A 260-nucleotide genomic window follows, 5' to 3' on the forward strand; every position below is an offset into this window, starting at 1 on the left:
GACTTATCTTCGCCGAAAACGCGATTAAGCTTATGTACAAGCGCGACGGTCTCGCTTTGACGCTGAGCAATGATGTTCAAGGCGACGATGGCAGACCTGCCTACGGCGACGGCAAGGACAAGACAAGCCCGAGAGTCAGCTGGAAGTTAATCGCTCTGTGGGAGAACAACAAGGTCTACTTCAAGATCTTGAACACTGAACGTAACCAATACTTGGTATTGGGAGTCGGCACTAACTGGAACGGCGACCACATGGCCTTC

1 protein-coding gene is annotated in these 260 nt (G+C 51.5%); it reads left to right on the forward strand.

Annotation, left to right across the window (positions count from 1 at the left end; all coding sequences use genetic code 11):
• Window positions 1–260, forward strand: a 260-nt coding sequence (locus F0U47_RS22665; protein ID WP_149752337.1) for a hypothetical protein, incomplete at both ends; no start/stop codon positions are given.

The sequence above is a fragment of the Nocardioides antri genome (genome assembly GCF_008373765.1).
GTDB lineage: Bacteria > Actinomycetota > Actinomycetes > Propionibacteriales > Nocardioidaceae > Nocardioides > Nocardioides antri.